This is a genomic window from Streptomyces sp. SM18 (genome assembly GCF_002910775.2).
In the GTDB taxonomy this organism is placed as follows: Bacteria; Actinomycetota; Actinomycetes; order Streptomycetales; family Streptomycetaceae; genus Streptomyces; species Streptomyces halstedii.
On record NZ_CP029342.1, the window covers coordinates 2,173,908 to 2,197,376 of the forward strand.

The 23,469-nt window shown below is 71.9% G+C and carries 15 protein-coding genes and 1 pseudogene; 3 read left to right on the plus strand and 13 right to left on the minus strand.

Features of this window, described 5'->3' with window-relative positions; all coding sequences use genetic code 11:
- Positions 1–342: 342 nt before the first annotated feature.
- From obgE to B9S64_RS09750, 4 genes are all read right to left on the minus strand, one after another.
- The gene (gene obgE / locus B9S64_RS09735; protein ID WP_028439738.1) at positions 343–1,779 is read right to left on the minus strand and encodes a GTPase ObgE; all 1,437 of its coding nucleotides are present in this window, start codon (positions 1,777–1,779) and stop codon (positions 343–345) included.
- 169 nt (positions 1,780–1,948) lie between these two features.
- A complete protein-coding gene (rpmA, locus tag B9S64_RS09740) occupies positions 1,949–2,206 on the minus strand; it encodes a 50S ribosomal protein L27 (RefSeq protein ID WP_014045902.1) in 258 nt (85 codons plus the stop codon).
- Positions 2,207–2,220: 14 nt separating this feature from the next.
- Positions 2,221–2,541, minus strand: coding sequence for a 50S ribosomal protein L21 (gene rplU / locus B9S64_RS09745; RefSeq protein ID WP_014045903.1), 321 nt, complete (start codon positions 2,539–2,541; stop codon positions 2,221–2,223).
- A gap of 193 nt (positions 2,542–2,734) precedes the next feature.
- Positions 2,735–4,249 (minus strand): N,N-dimethylformamidase beta subunit family domain-containing protein, encoded by a 1,515-nt coding sequence (locus tag B9S64_RS09750; protein WP_258037770.1) that lies wholly within the window; start codon positions 4,247–4,249, stop codon positions 2,735–2,737.
- Between the two features lie 285 nt (positions 4,250–4,534).
- Here B9S64_RS09750 and B9S64_RS09755 point away from each other — a divergent pair, with 285 nt between their 5' ends.
- The 3 genes from B9S64_RS09755 (at position 4,535) to wecB (ending at position 7,524) form a co-directional block, all read left to right on the plus strand.
- Positions 4,535–5,137 (plus strand): acyltransferase, encoded by a 603-nt coding sequence (locus tag B9S64_RS09755; protein ID WP_103490198.1) that lies wholly within the window; start codon positions 4,535–4,537, stop codon positions 5,135–5,137.
- An 84-nt stretch (positions 5,138–5,221) separates the two neighbouring features.
- Positions 5,222–6,427: an acyltransferase gene (locus B9S64_RS09760; protein WP_258037769.1), complete on the plus strand. Its 1,206-nt coding sequence runs from the start codon at positions 5,222–5,224 to the stop codon at positions 6,425–6,427.
- Positions 6,424–7,524, plus strand: a complete 1,101-nt coding sequence (gene wecB / locus B9S64_RS09765) for a non-hydrolyzing UDP-N-acetylglucosamine 2-epimerase (RefSeq protein WP_103490196.1) — start codon at positions 6,424–6,426, stop codon at positions 7,522–7,524. Before B9S64_RS09760 ends, wecB begins: the two co-directional genes overlap by 4 nt.
- Before the next feature lie 114 nt (positions 7,525–7,638).
- On the opposite strand, the gene B9S64_RS09770 is transcribed toward wecB, so the two are convergent.
- The 9 genes and pseudogenes from B9S64_RS09770 to B9S64_RS09810 form a co-directional block, all read right to left on the minus strand.
- A complete protein-coding gene (locus tag B9S64_RS09770) occupies positions 7,639–9,192 on the minus strand; it encodes a glycosyltransferase family 4 protein (protein ID WP_181012212.1) in 1,554 nt (517 codons plus the stop codon).
- 34 nt (positions 9,193–9,226) lie between these two features.
- The gene (locus B9S64_RS09775; RefSeq protein ID WP_103490194.1) at positions 9,227–10,510 is read right to left on the minus strand and encodes a nucleotide sugar dehydrogenase; all 1,284 of its coding nucleotides are present in this window, start codon (positions 10,508–10,510) and stop codon (positions 9,227–9,229) included.
- 5 nt (positions 10,511–10,515) lie between these two features.
- Positions 10,516–12,135, minus strand: coding sequence for a glycosyltransferase family 2 protein (locus tag B9S64_RS09780; protein WP_103490193.1), 1,620 nt, complete (start codon positions 12,133–12,135; stop codon positions 10,516–10,518).
- Positions 12,132–13,160: a Gfo/Idh/MocA family protein gene (locus B9S64_RS09785; RefSeq protein ID WP_037877056.1), complete on the minus strand. Its 1,029-nt coding sequence runs from the start codon at positions 13,158–13,160 to the stop codon at positions 12,132–12,134. The genes B9S64_RS09780 and B9S64_RS09785 overlap by 4 nt, the downstream gene beginning before the upstream one ends.
- Positions 13,157–14,275 carry a DegT/DnrJ/EryC1/StrS aminotransferase family protein gene (locus B9S64_RS09790; protein ID WP_028439731.1) on the minus strand — a complete coding sequence of 373 codons (1,119 nt, stop codon included), beginning with the start codon at positions 14,273–14,275 and terminating at the stop codon, positions 13,157–13,159. Before B9S64_RS09790 ends, B9S64_RS09785 begins: the two co-directional genes overlap by 4 nt.
- 342 nt (positions 14,276–14,617) lie before the next feature.
- The gene (locus B9S64_RS09795) at positions 14,618–19,009 is read right to left on the minus strand and encodes a ribonuclease E/G (RefSeq protein WP_109492023.1); all 4,392 of its coding nucleotides are present in this window, start codon (positions 19,007–19,009) and stop codon (positions 14,618–14,620) included.
- 228 nt (positions 19,010–19,237) lie between these two features.
- Positions 19,238–20,020: a TIGR03936 family radical SAM-associated protein gene (locus B9S64_RS09800; RefSeq protein ID WP_037877061.1), complete on the minus strand. Its 783-nt coding sequence runs from the start codon at positions 20,018–20,020 to the stop codon at positions 19,238–19,240.
- Between the two features lie 467 nt (positions 20,021–20,487).
- Positions 20,488–22,413 (minus strand): TIGR03960 family B12-binding radical SAM protein, encoded by a 1,926-nt coding sequence (locus tag B9S64_RS09805; RefSeq protein WP_030625837.1) that lies wholly within the window; start codon positions 22,411–22,413, stop codon positions 20,488–20,490.
- A gap of 51 nt (positions 22,414–22,464) precedes the next feature.
- Positions 22,465–23,364, minus strand: a pseudogene (locus B9S64_RS09810) (CHAD domain-containing protein); the annotation flags it as partial.
- Positions 23,365–23,469 lie beyond the last annotated feature (105 nt).

The following is a 23,469-nucleotide window of genomic DNA, read 5'->3' on the forward strand; positions in this document are numbered from 1 at the left end:
AGGTTGCCGCCCCACGCGCCCGCGCCCGGGGTGATCGACTCCACAGACGTGTTACGCAATCCGCACATCACAGGACCCGATACCCGCCCCGAGCTGGGCGTTCCCTGTGAGAACCGGGTGCTCCGCCGTCGGCGGAGGGGCACCCGTCGCCTCGCGTGCACGGGACTAGGGGGTGTTTCGAAAGTAGCGCCGTCCGCCCGGAGGGCGGGGCCGGCGGCGTCTGGTGCGTGCGATCGCAAGGCGGAGGGTCGCCCCGATACTGGATGTATCGGGGTGATCCCGACAACGCGGCGAGCGTGCGTGCCAGGCGTCGCCGGGCAGGCGGGACTTTCGAAACACGCCCTAGAAGGGGTCGAACTCGTCGTACGCGCGGTCCGCCTCGTCCCGGTCGGCCTCGCGCTCACGGCGCCGCTGCTCGGCGGGGCGCGGCTCCTCCAGCCGGTGGTCCTCGCCACGGCGGCCCAGCATCTCGGCGCCCGCCGTCACGGTCGGCTCCCAGTCGAAGACGACCGCGTTGTCCTCGGGGCCGATGGCCACACCGTCGCCGGCGCGGGCACCCGCCTTGCGCAGCGCGTCCTCGACGCCGAGGCGGTTGAGCCGGTCGGCGAGGTAGCCGACGGCCTCGTCGTTGTTGAAGTCGGTCTGCCGGATCCAGCGCTCGGGCTTCTCACCGCGCACGCGGTAGATGCCGTCGTCCTCCACGGTCACGGTGAACCCGGCGTCATCGACGGCCTTGGGCCGGATGACGACCCGCGTCGACTCCTCCAGGGGCTTCGCGGCACGGGCCTCGGCGATGATCCCGGCGAGGGCGTACGAGAGCTCGTTCAGCCCCTTGTGGGCGATGGCCGAGACCTCGAAGACGCGGTAGCCGCGTGCCTCCAGGTCCGGGCGGATCATGTCGGCGAGGTCCTGGCCGTCGGGGATGTCCACCTTGTTCAGGGCGACGATGCGCGGCCGGTCCTCCAGGCCGCCGTACAGCCGCAGCTCCTCCTCGATCATGTCGAGGTCGGAGACCGGGTCGCGGTCCGACTCCAGCGTCGCGGTGTCCAGGACGTGGACGAGGACGGAGCAGCGCTCCACGTGCCGCAGGAACTCCAGGCCGAGGCCCTTGCCCTGGCTGGCGCCGGGGATGAGCCCGGGGACGTCCGCGATGGTGTAGACGGTCGAACCGGCGGTCACCACACCCAGGTTGGGGACGAGGGTGGTGAACGGGTAGTCGGCGATCTTCGGCTTGGCCGCGGAGAGCACCGAGATCAGGGAGGACTTGCCGGCGCTCGGGTAGCCCACGAGGGCGACGTCGGCGACGGTCTTGAGCTCCAGGACGATGTCGCGGCTCTCCCCCGGCTCACCGAGCAGCGCGAAACCGGGCGCCTTGCGGCGGGCGGAGGCCAGCGCGGCGTTGCCGAGGCCGCCGCGGCCGCCCTGGCCGGCGACGAAGGTGGTGCCCTGGCCGACCATGTCCGCCAGGACGTTGCCGGCCTTGTCGAGGACGACGGTGCCGTCCGGGACGGGCAGCACCATGTCCTGGCCGTCCTTGCCGGAACGGTTGTCACCGGCGCCGGGCTGGCCGTTGGTGGCCTTGCGGTGGGGGCTGTGGTGGTAGTCGAGCAGGGTGGTGACCGACTGCTCGACGACGAGGATCACGTCGCCGCCACGCCCGCCGTTGCCCCCGTCGGGGCCGCCCAGCGGCTTGAACTTCTCACGGTGGACGGAGGCGCAGCCGTGGCCCCCGTTACCCGCGGCGGCGTGCAGCTCGACGCGGTCCACGAAGGTGGTCATGGTTGGTGCCTCCAGGTACTGCCGGTACATACGGGAATGTCGCTTGGTGTCTCTTGAGCTCTGGTGTGTCTCTTGAGCTAACGCGCCGAGGGCGGACCCGCTTCCCCGATTACCGGGAAAGCTGGGATCCGCCCTCGGAAGGTGCTGTGTCGTTCGGCCGGCGCCTGGGTCAGGCGGCGACGGGAACGATGTTCACGACCTTGCGGCCACGGTGCGTACCGAACTCCACCGCACCGGCGGTCAGCGCGAACAGCGTGTCGTCGCCGCCACGGCCGACGCCCGTGCCCGGGTGGAAGTGGGTACCGCGCTGGCGGACCAGGATCTCACCGGCGTTGACGGCCTGACCGCCGAAGCGCTTCACGCCGAGCCGCTGAGCATTGGAATCGCGCCCGTTCCGAGTGGACGATGCGCCCTTCTTGTGTGCCATGTGTTCTCAGTCCCTTACTTCGCAGCCGCGGGGATACCGGTGACCTTGATCGCCGTGTACTGCTGGCGGTGACCCTGGCGACGGCGGTAGCCGGTCTTGTTCTTGTAGCGAAGGATGTCGATCTTCGCGCCCTTGTGGTGGTCCACGACCTCGGCCTGGACCTTGATGCCGTCCAGGACCCACGGGTCGCTGGTCACGGCGTCGCCGTCGACGACGAGCAGGGTCGAGAGCTCGACCGTGTCGCCAACCTTGGCGGTGGAAATCTTGTCAACCTCAACGATGTCGCCGACAGCAACCTTGTGCTGGCGACCACCGCTGCGCACGATGGCGTACACGCGGATCTCTCTCTCACTCGGAACGGATCCCCTGATGCCAGCCGCCCGCGCGGGCCGGGGCCTACGACAGTCCGGAAGGATGAGCGGCCTCCCCCGGGGACGGATCACCGGGAGGGATGTGCTCAGGGGCAGACGCACACAGACACGCCGAGGGGCAAGGTTACGGGGGCGGGGTACGGGGGTCAAACCGGGCTCAGCCCCGCGGCGTCAGCATCCGGTCCACGAGGTTCTTCGTCGCCCGCTGGACGTGCTCGTTGGCGTGCGCGGGCGCGTGGAGAGCCAGGGGCCAGTGGAACGTCCCCGCGACGAAGACCAGCGTGCCGTCGCCGTGCACGCACAGGCTGGAGTTCTGGACCTTCCGGCCCCGCCCCATGCTGTCCCCGTAGGGGGAGGCGGAGAGAAGGGTCTGCTCGGTGTCCTCGGGCCGGGGCATGGACGGGTTGAACCCGTCGGCCTCGACGGCCACGAGATCCGGGATCTCGTCGCCGTCCCGGAGCCCCGTGCCGGCCCAGAACCAGTGTTTGCTCTCGCGGACGACGAGCGGCGCGGGCTCGTGGAGTATCCCGTTGTACTGGACTCCCAGCAGCCCCTGTTCCGCCCTGAGGTGCTTCTTGCCGAGCTTGCGCCACCGCACGGTGGGCCCCGCCTCGCCCGGTTCGGGGTCCGGGGCCTCCTTGTAGCAGGTCACCACCCGGCCGGGCCGCCCGTCGGCCGAGTCCTCCACGCGTATGTGGAAGTAGATGTTGTTGGAGGCCAGGAACGCGAGATGGGTACCGACGGCAACGGCTTCCTCGGCGCGGTCCCGCATCTCCTTGGACCAGTACTCGTCGTGCCCCGAGAACATCATGGCCGTGTAGTGCGAGGGGTCGACGCGCCCCTCGTGGAGATCGACGCTGGTCGCGTACGTGACGTCGTACCCATGGCTCTCCGCCCACCTGGCGGCGCTCATGTCCATGTCCAGCCAGCGCGCCATGCCGGACTCCGCGTAGGGCCGGTCGAAGGACACCTGGAACGCACGTACCTCGTTGCCGCCCAGCACTCCCTCGGAGGCGTACCCCTTGTACAGGTTCTTCCCGGTGTGCCCGTCGAGCGGCCATATGTTGTAGGCCTGGTACGTGGTGAAGGGGACGACCAGCAGGATGTCGGACTTCCGGCCGGTGTCGCGGACGACGAACGGCGTGTAGCTGCGGTACCCGTCGCGGGAGGTGAAGACGGCCAGGAAGAGGCCCGACACCCACGTCTCGGGCACGTCCAGGGTCCAGGAGACCGGCCAGTCGCAGGCGATGATCCCCGTCCCGGCGTCCGCGTCCGGCTTCGTACGCGGTTCCACGCGCACGTCGTCGCCCGTCACCATCAGGCGCGCTCCGACGCCTTCGTAGTGGCCGACGCGGTAGACGGCGACCGTGCAGGTCTGCTCCCGGTGCGACGAGATGTGGAAGCCGATCGACTCCCCCGGGGACACGGAGGTGGCCGACGCGTACCCCTGGATCTGCGCACCCTCGTCCCGCACGCCCTTCGTACCGGCGTTCCCCACGGTCCACGCGTCCGAACCCGGGGCGCGGTTCTCGGTCACCACGGGGTTGTCACCCGTCCTGGGCGCGGGCCGGACGACCGGGGAGGACGAGGACGCCGCCTCGCCGCGGAGCTGGTAGCCGACCACCCCCACCGCCCCGATTCCGATAGCACCGAGAGCGGTCCGACGCGACACCTTCGACACGGGTCCTCCGACGCCTGGGCGCCAGGCCTCGTGCCTCTCGCGCCACCATGTGCGTGTCGAGAAGGCCGTAGATGCTCCACCCCGCCCCCGCCGACGGCTGCTCATAGTACGGGGATCGCGAAGCACTCGTGCCGATGTTGTGCATGTGCGTTCAACCACATGTCACACACACGCAGTTGCGATGCGGGAGCCGGTGCCGCGGACGGCCCGCCGCGCGCCCGGATCCTGAGATCGTATGCTCGGCGGGATGATCCGCCCGCCAGGAAGGCGCAGCACGTGAACTACAAGGTCCAGCCCACCGCCCAGGTCGACGAGAGTGCCGAGATCGGCGACGGGAGCAGTGTCTGGGAACTGGCTCAGATCCGGGAGGGCGCCAAGCTCGGTGAGGGCTGCGTCGTCGGCCGTGGCGCCTATGTCGGCACCGGCGTGCGGATCGGGAACAACGTCAAGTTGCAGAACTACGCCCTGGTCTACGAGCCGGCCGAGCTGGGTGACGGCGTCTTCGTCGGGCCCGCGGTCGTCCTCACCAACGACCACAACCCGCGCTCCGTGGACCCCGAGGGCAAGCAGAAGCGCGGCGGCGACTGGGAGGCCGTGGGCGTGAAGGTCGCGGAGGGCGCCTCCCTCGGCGCACGCTCCGTCTGCGTCGCGCCGGTGCGTATCGGGCGTTGGGCGATGGTCGCGGCGGGCGCCGTGGTCACCAAGGACGTACCGGACTTCGGCTTGGTCGTCGGCGTGCCGGCCCGCCGGATCGGCTGGGTGGGGCGCAGCGGCGTGCGCTTGGTGGAGAGCGCGGACGCTCCGGGTACGTGGGAGTGCCCGCAGACAGGCGCGGTGTACGAGGAGCGCGAGGGTGTCCTCTCCGAGCGGGAGATCTGAGCCGGTGGGCGTGGGTCAGCACAGACCGGACATACAGGCGCCGTCGCGGGGCCCTGGGCCCGCTCGAAGAACATGGTGACCTCGGTGCGCGCGCCGGAGGCGTCACGCCCCGGCACGCGGGACCGGCTGGCATCCCTCACCGGATTGCGCTTCTGGGCCGCCCTGGCCGTCGTCCTCTACCACCTGTCCCGGCAGACCGGCACACTGCCGTGGATCAGTGACCTCACCTGGTACGGACGCAGCGGTGTCACCTTCTTCTTCGTTCTCTCGGGCTTCGTCCTGGCCTGGACGTACGACGGCAAGACGGTCCCGGCCGCGGTCTTCCTCTGGCGGCGGTTCGCGAGGATCTGGCCCCTGTTGGCCGTCTCGACCGCGGTCTCCGTCATCGTGTGGCGCGTGCTGGGGACGGACGTCTCCCTCAAGGGCGTCGCCGCCACTCTGGGCCTGGTCAACTCCTGGATTCCCGAGCGGGAATACCTCGTCGGCGGGAACCCGGCCGCGTGGTCCCTCAGCGACGAGGCGTGGTTCTACCTGATCTTCCCCGTCCTGCTGGTGCTGCCCGTCCTGCGTACGGCACGGGCCCGCCGGTGGAGCGTGGCCGTCCTGTGCGCCGCCTCGGTGGCCGTCTGGTTCGCCGGGGCGCTGATCGCCGAACCGGCCCTCCGTCTCTGGGCCCTGGACTACTTCCCGGTCACGCGTACGTTGCAGTTCGCCCTCGGTGTGGCCGCCGGCCTCGCCGTGAAGCGGGGATGGCGTCCTCCGGTCGGCCTCGCCTGGGCCGTCGCCCTGGTCGTGGCGTGGCACGTGGTGCTCGTACCGTGGTCCCGGGCCGTCCCCGACACGCTCTGGTACAGCCCGTACAGCGCCTCCCACCTGCTGTCGGCCCCCTTCTTCGCCCTGCTGGTGGCGGCGGCGGCGACGGCCGACCTGGAAGGCAGGCGGACCGGTCTCAGCGGCCCCTGGATGATCCGGCTCGGCCACTGGTCGTTCGCCTGGTACCTCTTCCACGAGATCGTGATCAGAGCACTGCTGGGGGAGACCGGGCGCCCCGGCACGCGCGGGGAGACCGCCGCGCTCTGGCTCGTCGTCCTGGTCGTGAGCCTGGCCGTCGCGGCCGTTGCCTACCATTGCGTGGAACATCCACTCGAACGTCTGCTTCGGCGCAACGGACCGGGCGGCGCCAACCGTTCGCCGGCGCCCCCCAGGCGAAGGACGCGGCGCCGCGGGAAGTCTGAAGCCGCGATCCTCAGCGGGCCAAGCCCCATGACCGAGAAGAAGAGTATTCAATGAAAGTCATCAGCATCGTCGGTGCCCGTCCTCAGCTGGTGAAGCTGGCGCCCGTGGCGGCCGCCTTCGCCCAGACCGACCACCAGCACGTCATCGTCCACACCGGACAGCACTACGACGCGGACCTTTCGGACGTCTTCTTCTCGGGGCTGGGGATTCCCGACCCGGATGTGCACCTGGGTGTCGGTTCCGGCAGCCACGGCGTGCAGACCGGATCCGTGCTCTCCGCGCTCGACCCGGTCCTCGAAGCCGAGCAGCCCGACTGGGTCCTGGTGTACGGCGACACGAACTCGACGATCGCCGGGGCGCTTTCAGCGGTCAAGCAGCATCTCCCGGTCGCCCACCTGGAAGCCGGCCTCAGGTCCTTCAACCGCCGGATGCCGGAGGAGCACAACCGCGTGCTCACCGACCACTGCGCGGATCTCCTGCTCGCCCCCACCGAGGAGGCCATGCGTCATCTGGCCAACGAGGGGCTGGCGCAGCGGGCCGAGCTGGCCGGCGACGTGATGGTCGACATCTGCCTGCGGATCCGCGACGCGGTCCTGGCAGGGGAACACCCGGCTCCGATGCTGCCCGAGGGCATCGACCCGGCCCAGCCGTTCCTGCTGGCCACCCTGCACCGGCCGGACAACACCGATGATCCGGCCCGTCTGGCTGCCGTCGTGGGGGCGCTGGCCGCTCTGCCGATGCCCGTGGCCCTGCTGGCACACCCCCGCCTGACGGCGCGCGCGGAGCAGCACGGTATCGACCTGGCCCAGGGTTCGATCCACGTGGGGCGCCCTCTCCCCTACGCCGGTCTGGTCGCCGCGGTGCTGGCCTCCTCCGGTGTGGTGACCGACTCGGGCGGCCTCCAGAAGGAGGCGTACCTGCTCGACCGGGTCTGCACCACCATCCGCCCGGAGACGGAGTGGATCGAGACGCTGGAGGGCGGGTGGAACCATCTGGTTCCCGACCCCCACGACATGGCCCGGGACGAGTGGGCCGCCCTGGTCACCCGGCGCGCTCCGGAAACCCCGCACGGGGCCCCGTACGGCGACGGCACCGCGGCCCAGCGAGTGGTCAAGCTGATGGAGCAGAGGGCGCCTCAGCACACGAGCTGACGGCCGCTGCGCACGAAGGGCTCACCCGCGTCGAGACGCGGGTGAGCCCTTCGCCGTCATCGGCTCGCCTTCGGCGCGTCCGTCCCGGCCTCGGCCCGGGCGGACGGCCGGCGGTCAGGCGAGGTCTTTCAGCAGCTTCTCGTAGAGAACGACGTACTTCTCCGCCTGGGCTTCCCAGCTCCACTCGTCGAGCATGCCCGGACGGTCGTACGGCTGGGTGTAGCGGTCCCGGTCGTCGAGGACCAGCCCCACCGCCCTGGCCAGGTCCTTGGCGTCCTCGGACCGGAAGACCTCGCCGTTGCCGACGCGGGTGACCTCGTCGGACATGGCCTTGACGTCGCTGACGACGACGGGCAGCCGGGCCTGCATGAACTCGAAGAACTTCGTGCTCAGCGCCACCTCGTGGTTGACCGGCCCCTTGCGCAGCGGGTGGATGCCCACATCAGCGGTCGAGAGGAAACGCACCAGGACGTCGTACGGCACGTAGGGCATCAGGTGTATCCGCTCGGACACACCGAGACCGGCGGCGAGTTCCCGGAGCGAGTTCACGTAGTCGCCGTCGAGATTGTTGATCATGAAGGCCGCGTGGATGTCCTGGGAGTACTGCAACGACTCCACGATGGTGTGCAGGCAGCGCTGCGGCGCCGCCCCGCCGCAGTAGACCGCCAGCGGAGTGTCCGGCCCCAGCCCGCAGGCGTCGCGGACGTCCCGCGCTCCTTCGGGTGTGGTCCACCCTGACCCGTCGTCCGCCCCGGGCACGAGCTTCGGCGGAGCGTTGAGCGTGACGATCGGCCGTTCGGCCAGCCCGTGCGCGGTCTCCAGCATCTCGGCCAGCGCCGGGGACACCGTGACGATCGCGTCGACGTAACCGATGTGCTCACGCTCGTAGGCCACCTGGGAGGCCAGCCACTTCTTCGACCGGTTGGCCTGCGCGAGGCCGGGCACGAACTCGTGCGCGTCGTAGACGACCCGTACGTTGTGCCCCGCCCTGCGCGCCCGCACCGCGGCACGGGCCGCGACGCCGATCATCCGGAAGTCGTGCGCGTGGATCAGGTCCGGGCGCAGCTCTTCTATCTTGTCCCGGTAGCTGAGTTCGTAGCGCAGCGGCAGTGGGTCCAGACGCCGCCACGCCCGGTCCCCCATCGTGGAGCTCCAGAAACGCCGCTCCACCTCCTCCCAGGCGCCGTCCTTGTCCCCCCAGTTCGCGGCACGGTGCTTCGTCTGCTGCACACGGGCCTTGATCGCGCCTCGCCGGAGCCTTCCCGCGGTGCGCTGCGCGAGCAACGGCAGCTGCGTGGTCCGCGGGCTCCGGGCGATGCCGGTGCGCGCGTCCGGGCCCGCGCTGCTCATCTCCAGCTCGGCCCACTGGACCTTGATGGTCCGTGTCTTGAGGAGGGCCTTCTCCTGGTTCTTGTAGGCCAGGGGATAGCGGAGTTTGGCCACTCTCTTCCGGAGCGTGGTACGGGGGGGCAGCCGCTTCAGTGACAGCCGGTGTATCTGCGCGTCACCGATCTGGTAGGTGTCGGGGCCCGACGCCGGCGCACGCCCGATGAGGTGGACCTCCCAGCCCGCCTCAGCCATGGCCCGGGCGCTCTTCTGCACCCGTGAGTCACCGTCGATGGTGTTGTCGACGAGCATCACGACTCGTCCGGGGCGGCTTCCTGACATCTCTTCAGTTCCTCTGTTGTTCCGGTTCCGCATGTCAGCCGCCGATGACGACGCGTCGCACGCCCGGCCAGTTGGCCGGGTCCGTGGTACGGCGTCCGTCGACCAGGACGCGGACGTCCGGCAGGTCGGTGGAGGCCAGCTCGCGGTACTCGGCGTGGTCGGCCTGGAGGACGGCGGCGGTGACGGTCTGGCCCTCGTGCGGCACCAGGCCGTGCGCGGTCAGCTCGTCGGCGGTGTACATCGGGTCCGACACGAACGGCACGGCGCCTCGGGCCTTCAGCGCCTCGACCACGCCGAAGACGCCGGAGAAGGCGGTCTCCTTGACGCCGCCGCGGTAGGCGGCGCCGAGCACCAGGACCCCGGCTCCGTCGAGGTCACCGTAGGCGGCGGCCAGCAGGTCCACGGCGTACTCGGGCATCGCGGCGTTGGCCTCGCGGGCCGAGCGCACCACGGTCGCCTCCGGGTCGTTCCACAGGTACATCCGCGGGTAGATCGGGATGCAGTGGCCGCCGACGGCGATGCCGGGCTGGTGGATGTGGCTGTAGGGCTGGCTGTTGCAGGCCTCGATGACCTTCTTGACGTCGATGCCGTTCTGGTCGGCGAACCGGGCGAACTGGTTGGCCAGGCCGATGTTGACGTCGCGGTAGGTGGTCTCGGCGAGCTTGGCCAGCTCGGAGGCCTCGGCGGTGCCGAGGTCCCAGACGCCGTTCGGCCGCGGCAGGTCCTCGCGGGCGTCGAAGTCGAGCACGGCCTCGTAGAACTCCACGCCGCGCCGCGTGGACGCCTCGTCGATGCCGCCCACCAGCTTGGGGTAGCGGCGCAGGTCGGAGAAGACGCGGCCGGTCAGGACGCGCTCCGGGGAGAAGACGAGGTGGAAGTCGCGGCCCGGCGTCAGACCGGAGCCCTCGGCGAGCATCGGCGCCCAGCGGGTACGGGTGGTGCCGACCGGCAGGGTCGTCTCGTACGAGACCAGCGTGCCGGGCTTGAGACCGGCGGCGACCGCCTTCGTCGCCGAGTCCATCCAGCCGAAGTCGGGGGTGCCCTCGGCGTCCACGAAGAGCGGCACGACGATCACGACGGCGTCGGACGCGGCGACCGCGGCCGTGGTGTCCGTCGTCGCGGTGAGCAGGCCGGCGCCCACCGTCTCCTTGAGCTTGACGTCCAGGTCGTGCTCGCCGGGGAACGGCTCGGTGGCCGCGTTGACCAGCTCGACGACCTTCTCGTTGACGTCGGCGCCGATGACCTTGTGGCCCTTGGCGGCGAACTGCACGGCGAGCGGAAGGCCGATCTTGCCGAGCGCGACTACACAGATGTTCATCGGGGTTACTTCCTCTTCGGCCTGGACATCTTGGAGCGCAGGCGACTGAACGCACCCGTCTCGGGCTCCCACAGGGGTGCCGTCGTGAGGACGAGGCGGCCCTTGGAGTTCACGTTGACGGAGGCACGGTGGGGCTCGGTCCGGCCCCAGCGGCGGGCCAGGGGCATGGCGGTGCCGTCGGCCCGCACGGGGATCTCGTACGTCGAGCCCGCCACGTCCACGTAGACCCGCAGGCCTCGCTTGACGGTGCCGGGCCGGATCGGGACGCGGGCGGTCAGCAGGGTCCCCCTGCCGTCCGGGGCGGCTTCGCGGACGAAGCTGCCCACCGCGTCCGGTCGTCGGACGTCACCGGGAAGCCTGCGGGCCCCGGGCTTGTCCGCGCTCGCCGGCATCGCGCCCTGCGCCGGCACGACCACCGCCGAGGCGGTGTCGCCGACGACGCCGATCCGCACGGTGAGGGCGAGCGCGAGGTCCTCGCCCTCCTGCTCCCACTCGGCCGATTCGAGCCGTGTGTGCTTGGCCAGCCGGCCCGCCACCCCTTCGCCCAGCACCTCGTAGAAGTGGTCGGGCAGTCCGACGGCGCCGTCCCGGAACCCCGGGTAGGCCGCGAAGGCCCGGCCGTCCTCCAGGAGGAACGGCGGGGTGCCGTGCTCGGCCTCGTCGGACAGGGCGCGGGAGAGCTCGTCGACGGCTCCGCGCCAGGCCAGACCGAACCGCACCCGTCGCACGACGCCCGTCCGGTCACGCAGCCCGTCGGTGAAGTACGCGTCCAGCAGGGCCGCGATCCCTTCACAGACCTTCCGTCGCGTGTCGGTGTCGAGGAGCAGGAAGTCCTTCTGGAGCAGCTTGGAGAGTTCCCACTCGAAGTGCCGCTTGAAGACGGCGTCCCGGTCGGGGCCCGCGGGGATGAGACCGGCCGCGTGCTCCATGATCCTGGCGGTGCAGCGGAGACGTGCCAGGTGGTCCGCCCGGTAGGTGATGTTGCTCGCGTCCCCGCGTTTCACCGCGTAGTAATACGTGTAGTCGGCGAGGACGGAGATCTTGCGGGCCCGGACACACGCCTCGATGGTGAACGGCTGGTCACTTCCGACCGGCAGGTCCTCGGGGAAGCGCAGCTTGTGCTCCTCCACGAGTGCGCGCCGGAACAGCTTCGTGTTGGCCAGCGTGAACGGAAGGGCCGAACGGTACAGGCTGATGTCCGGGTCGCTCTCGGCGTAGAGCTTCTGGTGGACGTAACGGCCGTTGGTACCGACCATCTTCCCGACGACCACGTCGGACCCGTGCTCGTCCGCGCACCTCACCATGCGCTCCAGCGCCTCGGTGCCGAGGTGGTCGTCGGACCCGATGAAGTAAACGTACCGGCCGGTGGCGAGGTCCAGCGCACGGTTGCTCGGTGCGGCCGGCCCGCCGGAGTTGCGCTGGTGGACGACCTTGACCGTGCCCGGATACCGCGCCGCGAACCGGTCCAGTTCGTCACCGCTCGCATCGGTCGAGCCGTCGTCCACGGCGATGACCTCAAGCCTGTCGAGACCGATACTCTGCCCCACGAGTGAGTTCAGGCACTCGGTGAGGTACGGCATCGTGTTGTAGACGGCTACGACAACGGTGACATCCGGGTCAGTCAACTGGACACGTCCTCACGCGCTGTCTCGTCCTCGTTCAGCCGTACGTTCAGTCCGCTCGCGGCCGACTCCAGCACCGCCGCCGCCACCTCCACGGTCCGCAGGCCCTGCCGCAGCGTGCAGATGTCGGCCTCTTCCCCCCGCACAGCGTCCCGGAACAGCTCGTGCTCGACAAGCAGCGGCTCGCGCTTCGGGATGGCGTAGCGGATCATGTCGCCCTCGGAGACACCGCGGAACGCGCGCAGCGCCTCCCACTCCGTGTTCACGGACGCGTTGGAGTGGAAGGTGAGGTCGGCGGTGAGGGTGTCGGCGATGAAGCAGCCGCGGGCGCCGGTGACCGAGGTGAAGCGCTCCTTGAGCGGGCTCAGCCAGTTGACCAGGTGGTTGACCATCGTGCCGTCGGAGAGCTGGCCGACCGCCGAGACCATGTCCTCGTGGGGGCGGCCGGACTTCGACACGGTGTGGGCCGCTATCGAGGTGTACCGCTGACCGGTCACCCAGCCCGTCAGGTCGATGTCGTGCGTGGCGAGGTCCTTGACCACGCCGACGTCCGCTATACGGTGCGGGAACGGGCCCTGACGACGGGTCACCACCTGGAACACGTCGCCGAGTTCGCCGGCCTCCAGGCGGCTGCGCAGCGAGCGCAGTGCCGGGTTGCACCGCTCGATGTGGCCGACACCGGCGACCAGGCCGCGGGACTCGAAGGCGTCGACGAGACGGCGGGCGCCCTCGACCGTGTCGGCCAGCGGCTTCTCGATCAGGGCGCAGACCCCGGCGTCGGCCAGTTGCAGGCCGATCTCCTCGTGCAGGCCCGTGGGGCAGGCCACGACCGCGTAGTCGACGCCCAGCGCGATGAGTTCCTCGACGGTCGACAGGACGGGGGCGCCCTGCGCCCAGCCGTTCTTGTCGCCCATCGGGTCGACGACGCCGACCAGGGTCACGCCGTCGAGCCCGGCGAGGACGCGCGCGTGGTGGCGTCCCATGGAGCCCAGGCCGATCAGTCCGGCCCTGAGTGCGGCGGCGGTCACAGGTTCTCCCCCAGCGTGTTCACGGCGGCGGCTATGCGCTCCAGGTCGCCCTCGCCGAGCGACGGGTGGACGGGCAGCGAGACGACCTCGGCGGCGGCCCGCTCGGTCTCGGGCAGGTCCCAGTTCCGGCCCGCCTTCTGGTCCGGCTCCCAGTAGGGCTTGAGCCGGTGGATGGGCGTCGGGTAGTAGACGGCGTTGCCGATGCCCGCCTCGGTGAGCTTCGCCATCGCGGCGTCGCGGTCGCCGCGCACCCGGATCGTGTACTGGTGGTAGACGTGGCGGGCGCCCTCGGCGACCGGCGGGGTCGTCACGTTCGGGGCGCTGATGTGCGCGTCGAGATACGCGGCGTTGGCACGGCGCTGCTCGGTCCAGCCCTCGACCTTGCCCAGCTGTACGCGCCCCACGGCGGCGGCCACGTCCGTCATCCGCATGTTGGCGCCGACGATCTCGTTGGCGTACCGCTGCTCCATGCCCTGGTTGCGCAGGAGGCGCAGGGTGCGGGCGAGTTCGGCGTCGGCGGTGGTGACCATGCCGCCTTCGAGGGAGTGCATGTTCTTGGTCGGGTAGAAGCTGAAGGTCCCGCCCGCGCCGAACGCGCCGACCGGGGTGCCGTGCAGGGCCGCCGCGTGTGCCTGGCAGGCGTCCTCGACCACGGCGAGCTGGTGCTTCTCGGCGACGGCCATGAGCCGGTCCATGGCCGCCGGGTGACCGTAGAGGTGTACGGGCATGATCGCGGCGGTGCGCGGGGTGACGGCCGCCTCGACGGCGGCCGGGTCCAGGCCGAAGCTGCCGGGCTCGATGTCCGCGAACACGACGTCGGCGCCGACGAGGCGGACGGCGTTGGCGGAGGCCGCGAAGGAGAAGGAGGGGACGATGACCTCGTCGCCGGGTCCGATGCCGAGGGCGAGCAGCAGCAGATGCAGGGCGGAGGTACCGGAGTTGACCGCGACGCAGTGACGGCCCTCGACCAGTCCGGAGAAGCCCTCCTCGAACGCGGCGACCTCGGGCCCCTGCACCACACGGCCGCTGCGCAGCACGCGGACCGCGGCTTCGATCTCCTCTTCACCGATGACCGGACGGGCAGCGGGTATCGGCTGCTCGTTGATGCTCGTCATGGACGTCCTCCTTGAACACCGCAAGAGCTCTTCACAGGCAGAGGTCTGGGGTGCGGGACGTCTTACGAGGCCGCGCGTACCCCACCGGCACAACGCCGACGCCCTACCGAGGAATCTGGGCCCGGCCTGTCCTGAACCGGATCGGTCACCGACCGTCACCCCCCTCCGGAGCCTCACAGTCAGCGACCGTCGTCAGATTATCAGGGATTTCTCAGGTGATTTCGGGCCCGCCGACCCACCTGTGCATCAGTTCTGAAACAAAGCCGTGTCCCGCCCTCACAGCGTGAGAGCGGGACACGGACCGACGTGCGACCGGTTACGAACCGGCCGGCCGGCCGGAGGTCACGCGTCCTCGGCGGGTGCCGAGGCCGTCACCGAAGGCGACGCCTGCTCGGCCGCGACGGTCTTCTTCGTCGCCGCCTTCTTGGCCGTCGTCTTCTTCGCCGTCGTCTTCTTCGCGGTGGTCTTGGCAGCCGTCTTCTTGGCGGCGGCCTTCTTCGCCGGAGCCTTCGCCGCCGGGGCCTTCTTCGCCGGCGCCTTCTTGGCGGTCTTGCGCGCCGTCTTCTTGACCGGTGCCTCCGCCTCCTCGGCCGCCGTGTCCTCCGGCTCACCGGAGACTCCGTCAGCTGCCTGTCCGGCCACCGGGGTGTCCGCGGGGGTGTCCGCGACCACGACGACCTCGGCCGCCTCGGCGCCTTCCGGCGAACCGGCCGGAGCGGTGACCTTGCGGGTCACCCGGCGGCGGGCGCGCGGCGGGGCGGCCGGGGCCGGCTCCTCCTCGACGGCCGGAGCCTCCGGTTCGGCGGCGGGCGCCTCGGCCGCGGGCGGCGGCGGGGCCACCGGGTCCTCGGCCGCGACCGGCCCGGCCGTGGGCTCGACCGGCTGGACCGGCTGCGGGACGTCGGCCTGCTTCGGCGAGCCCGCCGGAGCGGTCGCCTTGCGGGTGGCGCGACGACGCGTACGGGCCGGGGGCGCGGCCTCGGGAGCCTCGGGAGCCTCAGCCGCCTCAGGGGCTGCCGCTTCCGGTACCGCCCGCGGGGCCTCCTCCACGGGCTCGGGCCGCTGCGGCTCCGCCTCGACCGGGACCTGCCCGGCCTGGGGGGCCGGTGCGGCGGCCGCCTGCGGGGCGCCGGCCGGGGCCGTCGCCTTACGGGTGGCCCGTCGGCGGCCACGGCCGCGCGACGCCGCCGCCTCGGCCTCGGCCGGGCTGCTGTACAGCTCCTCGTCCGCGCCGAACTCCGGTTCGGGCAGCGCGACCGGGGCGGCCACCTCGGCGGCCACCTCCGCCTCGCTCTCGCCCGGGTGGTCGGCGTGCTCGTGCTGCGGCGCCTGCTGCTCGTGGTCGTGCTCGTGCTCGTGTCCGGCGCCGCCGCGGCCGCGCTTCTTGGACCGCTTGCCGCCGCCACCGCCGCCGCCCGTGGTGGTGGGCTGCTCCATGTGGACGATGACACCGCGCCCGTTGCAGTGGACGCAGGTCTCGGAGAAGGACTCCAGCAGTCCCTGGCCCACCCGCTTACGGGTCATCTGGACGAGGCCCAGCGACGTGACCTCGGCCACCTGGTGCTTCGTACGGTCACGGCCCAGGCACTCCAGCAGGCGCCGGAGCACCAGGTCCCGGTTGGACTCCAGCACCATGTCGATGAAGTCGACGACGACGATGCCGCCGAGGTCGCGCAGCCGCAGCTGGCGCACGATCTCCTCGGCAGCCTCCAGGTTGTTCTTGGTGACGGTCTCTTCGAGGTTCCCGCCCTGACCGGTGAACTTGCCGGTGTTGACGTCGACGACGACCATCGCCTCGGTCTTGTCGATCACCAGCGAACCGCCGCTCGGCAGGTAGACCTTGCGGTCCAGCGCCTTCATCAGCTGCTCGTCGATGCGGTAGGTCGCGAAGACGTCGACCTCGGAGGTCCAGCGCGACAGCCGGTCGTTGAGGTCCGGCGCCACCTGCGAGACGTATCCGTGGATGGTGTCCCAGGCGTCGTCACCACTGACGATCACCTTCGAGAAGTCCTCGTTGAAGATGTCGCGGACGACCCGGACGGTCATGTCCGGCTCGCCGTAGAGCAGCGTCGGCGCGTTGGAGCCGGTGGTGCCCTTCGCCTTCTTCTGGATCTCGTCCCACTGGCCCTGGAGCCGCTCGACGTCGCGGCGCAGCTCGTCCTCGCTGGCGCCCTCGGCGGCGGTGCGCACGATGACGCCCGCGTCCTCGGGGACGATCTTCTTGAGGATGGTCTTCAGCCGGGCGCGCTCGGTGTCGGGCAGCTTGCGGCTGATGCCGGTCATCGAGCCCTCGGGCACGTAGACCAGGTAGCGGCCCGGCAGCGAGACCTGGCTCGTCAGACGGGCGCCCTTGTGGCCGATCGGGTCCTTCGTCACCTGGACGAGGACGGACTGGCCGGACTTCAGCGCGCTCTCGATGCGGCGCGGTCCGTGGGCCATGCCCAGCGCCTCGAAGTTGACCTCGCCCGCGTACAGGACGGCGTTGCGGCCCTTGCCGATGTCGACGAACGCGGCCTCCATGGACGGCAGGACGTTCTGCACCTTGCCCAGGTAGACGTTGCCGACGTAGCTGGTGGCCTGCTCCTTGTTGACGTAGTGCTCGACGAGCACGTTGTCCTCAAGGACGCCGATCTGGGTGCGCTCACCGCTCTGGCGGACGACCATCACACGCTCGACCGCTTCGCGGCGGGCCAGGAACTCGGCCTCGGTGATGATCGGGACGCGTCGGCGGCCCTGCTCACGGCCCTCACGGCGGCGCTGCTTCTTGGCCTCCATGCGGGTCGAGCCCTTGATGGACTGGACCTCGTCGAAGCCGGTGCCGGGCTCGCGCTCGGCCTCCTTCTTGCGGGGCTCGCGGACCTTGACGACCGTACGCTCCGGGTCGTCCGCGCCCGTGTTGACCTCCTCGCCCGAGGCGTCCCCGCTGCGGCGGCGACGCCTGCGACGGCGACGGCTGCTGCTGGAGCCGGACGCGGAGGACTCGTGGTCCTCGTCCTCGTCCTCGTCCCGGGAGGTCCGCTCGTCCTCGGAGGACCCGGCGGCCTGATCGTCGTGCTGCTCCTGCTGCTCGCCGTCCTCCGTGTCGCCGCTCTCGCCCCGGCGGCGGCGACGGCCACCGCGGCGGCGACGGCGTGAGGGCCGGTCCCCGTACTCGTCGGACTCGTCACCCTCGTGCTCGGTGTCCGTGTCGGTCTCCGCCTCGGCCTCGGCCGTCTCCTCGCGCTGCTCGGCGGGGAGGGTGACCGGGGTCGCGGCGGGCTCGGTCTCGACGGCCTCACCGCGACGGCGGCGGCGACGGCGCGAACCGCCCTGCGGCGCCGTCTCGGTCTCCTGCACGGGCGCGGCGGTCTCGGCGGCCGGCTCGGCGGCGGGCTGCTGTCCGCCGCTCGCGCGCGGGGTCCGCTCCTGGGGCTTCTCGTCCTCGTACGTGTCGCTCTCGTCGTACGGGGACGCGGAACCGGACGCGGCCGCGGCGGCCGCGGCGGTCTCCGGGGTCTGGAACATCGGCTCGGCGAAGACCGGGGCCTGGAAGACGGCCACGGCGGGGCGCGCCGCGCGGCGGCCCTTGCGCACCGGCTCCTCGGCCTTGGCGGTGAACTCCGGACGGCCGGCGGGGGCGGTGGCCCGGCGGCGCTGGCGGCCTCGCGGTGCCGCCTCCTCGACCTCGTCGGCCTCGGCGGCCAGCTCCTCGGCCACGGCGGCGGGCAGGCTCTCGCCGGTCCCGGCGGCCGGGGTCTCGACGGGCTCCTCGGCGGCCTGCGGGGCACCGGCCGGGGCGGTGGCCTTGCGGACGGCACGGCGGCGGCCCCGGGGCGCCTCGGCGGCGGGCGTCTCGGCGGCCGCTTCGGCCGCGGGTGCCTCGGCGGGGGCGGTGGGCTCGGCGACCGGCTCGGCCGCCGTGGCGCTCTCGGCCTCGGCGGACGGGCGTACGCCCTGCGGCGTACCGGCCGGGGCCGAGGCGCGGCGCCGGCCACGACCGCGCGGGGCGGCGACGGGCTCGGCCACGGGGGCCTGGGCGACCGGCTCGGTGGCGGCGTGCTCGGGGGTGGCGGGCTCGGGGGTGGCGGGCTCGGCGGCCGGGACCGGCTCGGTCTCCTCGGCGGCCTGCGGGGCACCGGCCGGGGCGGTCGCCTTACGGACGGCTCGGCGGCGGGCACGGGGGGCCACGGGCGCCGGCTCCACGGCGGCCTCTTCGGTCTCTTCCGTCTCCTCCTCTTCGGGGGCCGCCTCCACGGGGGCCGCCTCTTCAGCGGCCACGGCCTCGGCCGGTTCCCCGACCGGCTTCGGCGCACCCGCCGGAGCGGTCGCCTTACGGGTGGCGCGGCGGCGCGGACGGGCGGCGGGCGCGGCCTCGACGGCCTCCGCGACCTCGTTCCGCTCGACGGCCCCGGTCGGCGTGTCCTGTCCGTCGCCGTCGGCGACCGGTGCGGCGGATTCCACGGTCTCGGCGGTCTGCGGGGCTCCCGCCGGGGCGGTGGCCTTGCGTACGGCGCGGCGGCGCGGGCGGGCCGCGGGCGCGGCCTCGGCCGGGGCGTCGGCGGCGGCCGTCGGGCTGTCCTCGGCCGGTATGGCCGGCGCGGTGTCCTCGGCGGCGGCCGCGCCCGGGGCGCCGGTCGGCGGTCCGGCCGGGCGGGAGGCGGCGCGGCGCCTGCGGCGCGGCGGCAGCTTGTCCCCGGGGGCGTTGCTGGTGTCGTCGGTGATTCCGGGCGTACCGGTTTCGTTCGGCTCGTGCATGCGGGCGGTTCTCCCGTCGCGCTCCCGGGCGCCGCGTCTGATTCCGGTCGGAACACCTCGCGTGATGTGCGCGAGGCGCCCTCCGGGGCGCGGGCGCCGCACGGGAGCTGATGTATGGCTCGCCGGTTCCGTACGCGGTCACGCACGGCCTGGCGAAAGTCTTATGGGGCGGTGCGCGGCCCGACCCAGGTGGTTCCCGGGTCCGAGGGCTGCGCTACAACGACCGCCTTACGCGGAAACTGCACCGTCAGGCGCCGTCGCGACGGCGGCCCGGTCGGCCGGAATGGAAACGGCCGGGGCTGCCTCGCGGTCGGGCGCGAGCGGGTCGGTCACCGTGCCGGACTCCTCGTCGAAGAGCCCCTGCGCCAGCCTGGTCACCGCTGCGGGGACCGGCGGCGCCAGGTCGGCCACAGCTCGGAGACCGGACAGGACGTCGTCGGGTCGCACGGCGGGTGTCTCGTGCCGCACAACCAGCCGCAGTATCGCACAAGGCGCGTCCCCGGACCTATCAGGCTGTGGATCAAGCACCTTCAGGTCCACGACGGCGGCGCGGGCGTCGAAGCTGCGCATCCCGTTCTTCGCCCGGCGCTGCACCTCGACGGTCCCGGCCGCGAGGAAGGCCTCGACGGCCGCGCGCGCGTCCTCGACCGCGACCCGGTCCAGCCGCATCTCCCACACGGAGGCGGTCAACCGGTCGGCGAGGCCCGGGGTACGGGCCTCCACGGCGTCGGTGATGTCGAGGCCCACGGGCATGGACGCGTCGAGCAGCTCGCGCAGGACGGCCGGGTCGCGGGCCTCGGTCAGGGCGATCTCCAGGAACTCGGCCTCGCTGCCGGTGCCGGTGGGGGCGGCGTTGGCGTACGAGACCTTGGGGTGCGGGGTGAAACCCGCCGAGTAGGCCATCGGTACCTCGGAGCGGCGCAGCGCCCGCTCGAAGGCACGCTGGAAGTCTCGGTGACTGGTGAACCGGAGGCGGCCCCGCTTGGTGTAGCGCAGTCGGATGCGCTGCACCGCCGGTGCGGGCGGCGGGCCTTCGGGCTGTCGCTTGCCCAGTGGTTCTTCTCCTCGGTGCGGGGCGGACGCGGTGGCGTACCGCCCACGAAGTACGGGGTTCCCCGGGGTGCCGCTCCGGCTCACCCCCGCCTGGCGGTCGGGGAGAACTCTGGTGCGGGCGCCGCACTGGGGACAGTCGTTGTCCTACCCAGGGTACGCGCAGCACACCCGTCGCGTTCCCGCACTGGCGTGACCTGCGGCGTTCCCAGCCGGACCCGGCGGGCGTCCCGGCGTGCCGCGTGCCCGGTGCGGAGGCAGGCGCTTCACGGGCCGCGCGCGGCGACACGGACGCCCGGACCTGTCCAGACCGTACGCGACACGAACACCCGGACCGGTCCGGACCCGTACGGGACACGAACGCCCGGACCGGGCGGTGCCGGGCCGGGCGTTCGTCACCGGGCCGTCGCCCGGGTGTTCCGCGGGTGCTACTTGACCACGGTGAGCGGCAGCAGCTTCTTGCCGGTGGGGCCGATCTGGATGCTGGTGTCCATCTGCGGGCAGACCCCGCAGTCGAAGCACGGCGTCCAGCGGCAGTCCTCGACCTCGGTCTCGTCGAGGGCGTCCTGCCAGTCCTCCCAGAGCCAGTCCTTGTCGAGGCCGGAGTCCAGGTGGTCCCAGGGCAGGACCTCCTCGTACGTCCGCTCGCGGGTGGTGTACCAGTCGACGTCCACGCCGGCGTCCGGCAGGGTCCGCTCGGCGCACTTCATCCACAGGTCGTAGCTGAAGTGCTCGCGCCAGCCGTCGAAGCGGCCGCCGGACTCGTAGACGGCGCGGATGACGGCGCCGACCCGGCGGTCGCCCCGGGAGAGCAGGCCCTCGACGATGCCGGGCTTGCCGTCGTGGTAGCGGAAGCCGATGGAGCGGCCGTACTTCTTGTCGCCGCGGATCTTGTCGCGGAGCTTGGCCAGCCGGGCGTCGGTCTCCTCGACGCCCAGCTGGGGCGCCCACTGGAAGGGGGTGTGCGGCTTCGGCACGAACCCGCCGATGGAGACGGTGCAGCGGATGTCGTTCTGGCCGGAGACCTCGCGGCCCTTGGCGATCACGTTGACCGCCATGTCACCGATCTGGAGGACGTCCTCGTCGGTCTCGGTGGGCAGGCCGCACATGAAGTACAGCTTCACCTGGCGCCAGCCGTTGCCGTAGGCGGTGGCGACCGTGCGGATCAGGTCCTCCTCCGAGACCATCTTGTTGATGACCTTGCGCATGCGCTCGGAGCCGCCCTCGGGGGCGAAGGTGAGACCGGACCTGCGGCCGTTGCGGGTCAGCTCGTTGGCCAGGTCCACGTTGAAGGCGTCGACGCGGGTGGAGGGCAGCGAGAGGCCGATCTTGTCCTCGGTGTACCGGTCGGCGAGGCCCTTGGCGATCTCCCCGATCTCGGTGTGGTCCGCGGAGGAGAGCGAGAGGAGGCCGACCTCCTCGAAGCCGGTGGCCTTGAGGCCCTTCTCGACCATCTCGCCGATGCCGGTGATGCTTCGCTCCCGCACGGGGCGCGTGATCATGCCGGCCTGGCAGAAACGGCAGCCGCGGGTGCAGCCTCGGAAGATCTCGACGGACATCCGCTCGTGGACGGTCTCGGCGAGCGGGACGAGGGGCTGCTTCGGGTACGGCCATTCGTCGAGGTCCATGACGGTGTGCTTGGAGACGCGCCACGGCACACCGGACCGGTTGGGGACGACGCGGCCGATGCGGCCGTCCGGCAGGTACTCGACGTCGTAGAAGCCGGGGACGTAGACGCCACCCGTCCTCGCCAGCCGGAACAGCACCTCCTCGCGGCCTCCGGGGCGCCCCTCGGCCTTCCAGGCGCGGACGATCTCGGTGATCTCCAGGACGGCCTGCTCGCCGTCGCCGATGACCGCGCAGTCGATGAAGTCCGCGATCGGCTCGGGGTTGAACGCGGCGTGGCCGCCGGCCAGCACGATCGGGTGGTCGACGGTCCGGTCCTTGGCGTCCAGCGGGATGCCCGCCAGGTCCAGGGCCGTGAGCATGTTGGTGTAGCCGAGCTCGGTGGAGAAGCTCAGCCCGAACACGTCGAAGGCGCCGACGGGCCGGTGGCTGTCCACGGTGAACTGCGGCACCTTGTGCTCGCGCATCAGCTCTTCGAGGTCCGGCCAGACGCTGTAGGTCCGCTCGGCCAGCACGCCGTCCCGCTCGTTGAGCACCTCGTAGAGGATCATGACGCCCTGGTTGGGGAGCCCCACCTCGTAGGCGTCGGGGTACATCAGCGCCCAGCGGACGTCGCTCTCGTCCCACGGTTTGACGGTGGAGTTCAGCTCGCCGCCGACGTACTGGATGGGCTTCTGCACATGCGGGAGCAGAGCTTCGAGCTGTGGGAAGACCGACTCGGCAGACATCTGAGGACCTTCGTGAGCTGGCAGGGGTGACCCTTGAGCCTACCGTGCGGCTCAGCCCTCCAGCGCCTTCCGCGGCCCGGGGCGCGAGGCGCGGGCCCAGACCCGGGGCAGCTCGCGTTCACGTGCGGCCGCGGCCGCCTCCTCCCGCCCGTACAGCAGGCCCCAGGTGAACGCGGACTCCCCAGCGCCGTGCGCCTGGACGGCGAGGGTGCGCAGGGCGTCCCGGGCGACGACGCTGTCCTGGTGGTCGCCGAGGACCTTCTGGACCGTCTTCATCCGTGCGGCGAACCGCTTGGCGGGGTGGCCCAGGGCGGGCCGGGCGGCCTCGGCGGCGTACCGGACGCGTTTGGCGGCCTTGCGGGCGTCGTGCAGGGCCCTGTCGCGGCCGGGGCCGGGCGGCTGTTCCTGGGCGTGCCGGATCCTCGCGGCCAGGCGCCGGTACTCCTTCAGCACGGCGCGGGGCAGGACGTCCTCGGGGGCCCGGCCGGCACGCGGCAGCAGCGGCGGGTCGGCGAGGAGGGCGTCCAGGGCGTCGAGGAGGGCGAGGTAGCGCTCCCCTTCGAGTACGGACAGCAGCCGGTGCCGTGCCTCGGCGCGCCGGGCGGCCGAGGAGAGCGTCAGCCGGGCCCGCACGGGGCCGAGGAGGTCGGTGCGGGGGGCGGCGTCGATCCGGGCGTGGAGGCGCGCGTCGAGGACTTCCCGGTCGCGCTCGGTGCCGAGTTCGGCGGCCAGCCACTTCAGTTCGTCGCGGACCGGCCCGGTGGCGTCCGGGTCGAGCACCGCGCGGTAGGTCCGCAGGGCGCCGCGCAGCCGGCGGGTGGCCACCCGCATCCGGTGCACGGAGTCGGGCAGGTCACGGCGTACGGCGGGGTCGAGCCGGACGAGGGCCGCGACCTGCCGGCGTACGTAGGCGAGCACATGGTCGCCGGCGGTGCGCGGGGCCCTCTCCGGCCCGTGTCCCCGCCGCCGCTCCGGCTCCGGGCCGGTTCCGCGTTCCGCGTCCGCCATGGGGTTCATCCTTCCCCGGGGTCCGGGGTCCCGCCACGGCGGAGGCGC

What these genes read in the sequence shown, in the direction of transcription:
- rpmA (WP_014045902.1), bottom strand. Translation starts at nt 2,206, where the DNA reads ATGGCACACAAGAAGGGCGCATCGTCCACTCGGAACGGGCGCGATTCC.
- B9S64_RS09770 (WP_181012212.1), bottom strand. Translation starts at nt 9,192, where the DNA reads ATGTCAGGAAGCCGCCCCGGACGAGTCGTGATGCTCGTCGACAACACC.
- B9S64_RS09795 (WP_109492023.1), bottom strand. Translation starts at nt 19,009, where the DNA reads ATGCACGAGCCGAACGAAACCGGTACGCCCGGAATCACCGACGACACC.
- obgE (WP_028439738.1), bottom strand. Translation starts at nt 1,779, where the DNA reads ATGACCACCTTCGTGGACCGCGTCGAGCTGCACGCCGCCGCGGGTAAC.
- B9S64_RS09775 (WP_103490194.1), bottom strand. Translation starts at nt 10,510, where the DNA reads ATGAACATCTGTGTAGTCGCGCTCGGCAAGATCGGCCTTCCGCTCGCC.
- B9S64_RS09790 (WP_028439731.1), bottom strand. Translation starts at nt 14,275, where the DNA reads ATGACGAGCATCAACGAGCAGCCGATACCCGCTGCCCGTCCGGTCATC.
- wecB (WP_103490196.1), top strand. Translation starts at nt 6,424, where the DNA reads ATGAAAGTCATCAGCATCGTCGGTGCCCGTCCTCAGCTGGTGAAGCTG.
- B9S64_RS09805 (WP_030625837.1), bottom strand. Translation starts at nt 22,413, where the DNA reads ATGTCTGCCGAGTCGGTCTTCCCACAGCTCGAAGCTCTGCTCCCGCAT.